Source organism: Mycobacterium sp. (genome assembly GCF_050701675.1).
In the GTDB taxonomy this organism is placed as follows: domain Bacteria; phylum Actinomycetota; class Actinomycetes; order Mycobacteriales; family Mycobacteriaceae; genus Mycobacterium.
Map to the genome: position 1 here is coordinate 1 of NZ_JBOGDD010000951.1, position 5,171 is coordinate 5,171.

Sequence of the window (5,171 nt, forward strand, 5' to 3'; positions counted from 1 at the left end):
CGCGATGTCACCGGTCGGCGGCGTCGGGATCAACCTCGCCGTCGCCGACGCCGTCGCGGCGGGGCGCGTCCTGGCAGCCCCGCTGCGTGCCGGGCAGGTGTCCACCAGGGATCTGGCCAGGATTCAAGCCAGGCGCTGGGTTCCGACCGCGCTCATCCAGGGGGTGCAGCGAGCAATGCACGCGGGGGTGATCGCCGCCGCCGTCACGGAAGGTGGGTCCGACCGACCACCGTTGGGCGTGCGACTGATCAGCCGCGTGCCTTTCCTGCGCACCGTCGCCGGATATGCGGTGGCCATCGGGCCGTTGCCCGAACGTGCGCCCGCCTACGCCAGGCGTTGAAACCCCGAGATCGGAAACACCCCGCCCACGAGTGGACGCCGGGCGCCCGTGCAGTTGATGATGTCCGCATGGTTCTCCAGCACAGCGGGCCCGACAACGAGACCAGCACGTCCGCGTCCGATCACGTGCCCGAGGCGCCGTACACGGTGACCGCCCCCGTGCCCTATGCGCCTGGCGGACCGCTGCGAAACCCGTTTCCGCCGATAGCGGACTACGGATTCCTCTCGGACTGCGAGAACACCTGCCTGGTCTCGTCGGCCGGTTCGGTGGAGTGGTTGTGCGTGCCGCGGCCGGACTCGCCGAGCGTGTTCGGCGCGATCCTGGACCGCGGCGCCGGGCACTTCCGGCTCGGGCCGTACGGGGTGACGGTGCCGTCGGCCCGCCGCTACCTTCCCGGCAGCCTGATCATGGAGACCACGTGGCAGACCCACACCGGCTGGCTGATCGTGCGCGACGCGCTGGTGATGGGGCCGTGGCACGATCTCGACGCCCGGTCGCGGACGCACCGCCGCACCCCCATGGACTGGGATGCCGAGCACATCCTGCTGCGCACCGTGCGCTGCGTCAGTGGCGTGGTGGAGCTGGTGATGAGCTGCGAACCTGCCTTCGACTATCACCGTGAAGCGGCCACCTGGGAGTACTCGGCGTCGGCGTACGGCGAGGCCATCGCGCGCGCGGGCAAGAACCCCGAGGCGCACCCGACGCTGCGGCTGACCACCAACCTGCGCATCGGTCTCGAGGGGCATGAAGCGCGGGCCCGGACCCGACTCACCGAGGGCGACAACGTGTTCGTCGCCCTGAGCTGGTCTGGTCACCCGGCGCCGCAGACCTTCGAAGAAGCCGCCGACAAGATGTGGAAGACCAGCGAGTCGTGGCGCCAGTGGATCAACATCGGCGACTTCCCCGACCATCCGTGGCGGTCGTATCTGCAACGCAGCGCGTTGACGCTGAAGGGGCTGACCTACTCGCCGACCGGCGCCCTGCTCGCGGCGAGCACCACGTCGTTGCCCGAAACCCCTCAGGGCGAACGCAACTGGGACTATCGCTTTTCGTGGATCCGTGACTCCACCTTCGCTCTCTGGGGGCTGTACACGTTGGGCCTGGACCGCGAAGCCGACGACTTCTTCTCCTTCATCGCCGACGTCTCCGGCGCGAACAACGGCGAGCGGCACCCACTCCAGGTGATGTACGGGGTCGGTGGCGAACGCCACCTGCTCGAGGAGGAGCTCACCCACCTGTCGGGCTACGACAACTCCCGCCCGGTGCGCATCGGCAACGGCGCGTTCGACCAGATGCAGCACGACATCTGGGGTTCGATGCTCGACTCGGTGTATCTCCACGCCAAGTCGCGGGAGCAGATCCCGGAGATGCTGTGGCCCGTGCTCAAGCTCCAGGTCGAGGAGGCCATCAAGCACTGGCGTGAGCCCGACCGCGGCATCTGGGAGGTCCGTGGCGAGCCGCAGCACTTCACGTCGAGCAAGGTGATGTGCTGGGTGGCACTGGACCGTGGCTCGAAACTGGCCGATCTGCAGGGCGAGAAGAGCTACGCGCAGCAGTGGCGCGTGATCGCCGAGGAGATCAAGGCCGACATCCTCGCCCACGGCGTCGACCATCGCGGCGCCCTCACGCAGCGGTACGGCGACGACGCGCTGGACGCCTCGCTGTTACTCGTTCCGTTGACGCGGTTCCTGCCGCCCGACGATCCGCGCGTCCGCGCGACCGTCCTGGCGATCGCCGACGAGCTGACCGAGGACGGCCTGGTGCTGCGTTACCGCACCGAGGAAACCGATGACGGTCTGTCCGGTGAGGAGGGCTCGTTCACCATCTGCTCGTTCTGGCTGGTGTCGGCGCTGGTGGAGATCGGCGAGATCAGTCGGGCCAAGCATCTGTGTGAGCGGTTGTTGTCGTTCGCCAGCTCGCTGCATCTCTACGCCGAGGAGATCGAGCCGCGCACCGGTCGGCATCTCGGCAACTTCCCGCAGGCGTTCACGCATCTGGCGTTGATCAACGCCGTGGTGCACGTGATCCGCGCCGAAGAGGAAGCCGACAGCACCGGCGTGTTCCAGCCGGCGAACGCACCGATGTGACGTTCAGCCGCTGAGGGTCTGCAGGGCTGATTCCTCGAACCGTTCGTCGGCGAGGGCAGTCCACTGCAGATGGAAGTTCACCACCAGCGGCGCGGGAAGCGCCAATGCCACGGGGGTGAGTCGGCTGTTCACTTCGTCGCGGGCGACGCCGGTGATCACCCGACCGCCGAAGCCGTCGGCACGGGCAGGCACCGTCGCGGTGACGGTGGCGGAGTGCGCACCGGTGGCCGGGCGCACGTAGAACTCGCCGCCGGGTTCGCATAGTAACAGCGGCGAGCCATCGGCGTCGAGCAGTGATCCGCCTGAAATCGACAGGGCGGCAGCATCATTGGCGTGCAGGCGAAGCGGGCCTACCAGCCCGTCGTCCACCACTGCATCGGTGGCCGACAGCTCGGGGGCCACCGCGTGCCGACGGGCCCAGCCGGCGCCCGCGAGCAGATGGTCGTACAGGTGCACGACACGGTCCGGGTTGCGGTAGTGACTCAATCCCTCGAGCCAGAACGTCGCCTCGCCCACGTCGGCGCAACCGCCGGCCAGGTCCGCGATGAGTCGGTAGTGCCGGTACCCCTGACCGCTCTGACCCGGGCGATGTGTGGACAACGTGCTGCCCGAACCGAGCACCTTGCGGTAGCTGCCCGGTCCTGACGCGGTCACGGTCGACGACGGCACATCGCGCCAACTGGAACCGTCGACCGACTTCTGAAGTCGCAGTGAGACGGGTTCGGTCGAGGTGACGTCGACGGTGTACCCACCCAGTTGATGTGCGCCCTCGAACTCGAAGACGATCGCGTCGGTGCTGCGTCGGACCGCGATCGGCACGTTCCGCGGACGGTCGTCGAGCTGCATGTCATTGGTGAAGAACCAGATCGCGGCCTGGGTCGCCGCGATGGCCTCGTGTTCGGCCACGTTGGCCGACCCCAGTGGATAACCGGCGGCCCGCAGTCGGTTGCTCAGTTCCGCGGTCCCGATGGTCGGGAAGGAGTTGCGGAGGATCCAGTCGACCTCGGGCTCCCTGGCACGGGCCCGCAGATTCGCCACCGCCGACCACGTCGCCGCTCGATAGTGCGACGGGCCCGTCGGTGCGACACCGCCGAAGTCCAGCGAATAGGCCTCGACGTTCGGGTTCAGCCTGATCAGATCGGTCCGCACGACTGCACCATCGGTGAACACCAAGGTGCCCACCGTGTGGGAGTAGGTGCCGCCGCGGTACCTCGTCAGCCGGCTCAGCGCACCGCCACCAGCGACTTCACGGCGACGTACGGCCACGGAGGAACGGCTGCGGTCAGGGAGGATCAAGGGGTTCATCGGGTTGACTTTCTGGAAGCTGACGCGGGACGGCGCCGCCGATGTGGCGGGCGTCAACGCAGGACAACTGGGACGTCAGAAAATCAACAACAACAACAGCACGGCGACACCGAGCAGCGCGCGAACCCAAGGCGCGGCGTCAGTGCGGACCGTTGCATGCCGACCACGATACGGGACGAACGACGAGCCGCAAACAGCGCCTTTGGATCGCCTTGCGCACTAACCCTGTTCCCAGACGTGATGGGCCCTATCCTTGGGCCCGTACCGCCCGGCTCACCGCCACACCATCCTCTTCAGCTCCAGGAGGTCTTTCATGACGTCGTCTCAGAATGAGTCGCAGGCTTTGGGCGATCTCGCTGCCCGGCAACTCGCCAATGCCACCAAGACCGTCCCGCAGCTTTCGACGATCACTCCGCGGTTCTTGTTGCACCTGTTGAGTTGGGTGCCGGTGGAGGCGGGCATCTATCGGGTCAACCGGGTGGTGAATCCGGATCAGGTGGCGGTGCACGCCGATGAGGGGTTGGGCGACGAGCCGTTGCCGCAGACCTATGTCGATTACGAGACCAGCCCGCGTGAGTACACCCTGCGGGCCATTTCGACGCTGTTGGACGTGCACACCAGGGTTTCGGATCTGTATTCGAGCCCACATGATCAGATCACGCAGCAGCTGCGCCTGACGATCGAGACGATCAAGGAGCGCCAGGAGTTCGAGCTGGTGAACAACGCGGAGTACGGCCTGCTGGCGCAGGTGATCCCGGAGCAGACGATCCAGACGTTGGGCGGGCCGCCGACACCCGATGATCTGGATGCGCTGATCACCAAGGTGTGGAAGACGCCGAGTTTCATCTTGACCCATCCGTTGGGGGTGGCGGCGTTCGGACGCGAGGCCACTCGTCGCGGGGTGCCGCCGGTGGTGGTCAACCTGTTTGGTGCGCAGTTCATCACGTGGCGCGGAATTCCGATCGTGCCCTCGGACAAGGTTCCGGTCGAGGACGGCAAGACCAAGTTCATCCTGGTCCGCACGGGTGAGGAGCGCCAGGGTGTGGTGGGGTTGTTCCCGCCGGGGCTCGTCGGTGAGCAGGCGCCGGGGTTGTCGGTGCGATTCACCGGGATCAACCGCAGCGCGATCGCGTCCTATCTGGTCACGTTGTACTCCTCGCTGGCCGTGCTGACCGATGATGCGCTCGCGGTCCTGGAGGACGTGGCGGTGGACCAGTTCTATGAGTACGAGTGAGTACCGCTCCGTCGACGCGGAGAGCGATCTGCCGATAGGTGCTTCGGAGCTCGCCGAGCTGGCGACGCAGTTGTTCGCCGCCAGCATCCGACCCGGTCCCGACAGTCCCCCACAGAGCGGACCGATTGCTCCTCGCGGCGGGGGCGGCGATGTGACCGCACCGGCTTCTGCCGCTGCTGCCGCGGCGGGAACGTCGAACCCGTAC

The 5,171-nt window shown here is 67.1% G+C and carries 4 protein-coding genes and 1 pseudogene; 4 read left to right on the forward strand and 1 reads right to left on the reverse strand.

The window, feature by feature from the left end; translation table 11 throughout:
* On the forward strand, positions 1-340 hold a 340-nt coding region (locus ACRDUX_RS28915; RefSeq protein ID WP_526418956.1), incomplete at its 5' end, for an FAD-dependent monooxygenase.
* Between the two features lie 68 nt (positions 341-408).
* On the forward strand, positions 409-2,427 hold the full coding sequence (locus tag ACRDUX_RS28920; protein WP_526418958.1) for a glycoside hydrolase family 15 protein: 2,019 nt from the start codon (positions 409-411) through the stop codon (positions 2,425-2,427).
* A gap of 3 nt (positions 2,428-2,430) precedes the next feature.
* On the opposite strand, the gene ACRDUX_RS28925 is transcribed toward ACRDUX_RS28920, so the two are convergent.
* Positions 2,431-3,732, reverse strand: coding sequence for a TQXA domain-containing protein (locus tag ACRDUX_RS28925; protein ID WP_526418960.1), 1,302 nt, complete (start codon positions 3,730-3,732; stop codon positions 2,431-2,433).
* A gap of 313 nt (positions 3,733-4,045) precedes the next feature.
* Here ACRDUX_RS28925 and ACRDUX_RS28930 point away from each other — a divergent pair, with 313 nt between their 5' ends.
* Complete coding sequence (locus ACRDUX_RS28930; RefSeq protein ID WP_526418962.1) at positions 4,046-4,966, forward strand: family 2A encapsulin nanocompartment shell protein; 921 nt, start codon at positions 4,046-4,048, stop codon at positions 4,964-4,966.
* Positions 4,953-5,171: pseudogene (locus ACRDUX_RS28935) on the forward strand (family 2A encapsulin nanocompartment cargo protein cysteine desulfurase); the annotation flags it as partial. The gene ACRDUX_RS28930 and the pseudogene ACRDUX_RS28935, both read left to right, overlap by 14 nt.